This is a genomic window from Methylorubrum aminovorans, from assembly GCF_022179725.1.
GTDB classification, from domain to species: Bacteria; Pseudomonadota; Alphaproteobacteria; order Rhizobiales; family Beijerinckiaceae; genus Methylobacterium; species Methylobacterium aminovorans.
On the sequence record NZ_BPRC01000089.1, the window covers coordinates 1 to 1,029 of the forward strand.

Annotated in this window: 1 pseudogene; it reads left to right on the top strand. The window is 69.2% G+C overall.

Annotated elements, in window-relative coordinates:
- Positions 1-1,002 (top strand): annotated as a pseudogene (locus tag MFF24_RS28615) (IS3 family transposase); the annotation flags it as partial.
- Between the last annotated feature and the right edge of the window lie 27 nt (positions 1,003-1,029).

The window sequence follows — 1,029 nt, forward strand, 5'->3', positions numbered from 1 at the left end:
CGAACTCGTCCGGCTGCGGCGCGAGAACCGACAGTTGAGGTTGGAGCGTGACATCCTCTCTCGCGCGACGGCCTGGTTCGCGCGGGAGACCGGGGTCCTGCCGTCGGGGTCTTCCGGTTCATGAGCGCCAACCAGGCCGACTTCCCGGTCACCGCCATGGCCCGTGTGCTCGGCGTGTCGAAGGCCGGCTACTACGCTTGGGCGGGACGAGAGCCCTCGGCGCGGGCGGTTGCCGACGCCGCACTGCTGAAGCGCATCCGTACAGTCCATCTCGGCTCGCGCCAGACCTATGGCGCGCCGCGCGTCCACGCCGATCTGCGCGAGCAAGGCGAGCGCCATTCTCGAAAACGCATCGCCCGGCTGATGCGGGAGGCTGGTCTCGTCGGAGCCAGCCATCGGCGCGGCGGTCCCGTGACGACACGGCGCGATCAGGAGGCACGGCCGGCCCCCGACCTCGTCGACCGCAACTTCGTGGCCGAGGCACCGAACCGGCTGTGGGTCGCCGACATCACCTACGTGCCGACGGCGGCCGGCTTCCTCTACCTCGCTGTGGTGCTCGACGCCTTCAGCCGGCGGATCGTCGGTTGGGCGATGACCAACCACCTGCGCTCGGAGCTGGTGCTCGACGCCCTGGAGATGGCCGTCACGCAGCGCCGGCCGCGCGACGTGATCCATCATTCGGATCAGGGCTCGCAATACACGTCGCTGGCCTTCGGCAACCGGTGCCAGGAGGCGGGCGTGCGCCCCTCGATGGGCTCGGTCGGCGACGCCTACGACAACGCCATGGCCGAGAGCTTCTTCTCGACCCTCGAATGCGAGCTGCTCGCCCGCCGGCGCTTCCGCTCGCAGGCGGAGGCCCGCATGGCCGTCTTCAGCTACGTCGAAGGCTTCTACAATCCGCTGCGCCGCCACTCGGCGCTCGGCTACCGCTCGCCCGTCGTCTACGAGCAGGAGACTGCGTCAGAACTGCCGATCGAGACCCTGCTCAGCCAAGCCCCCTGAACCGTCCACAAAAACGGGGCAATCCCA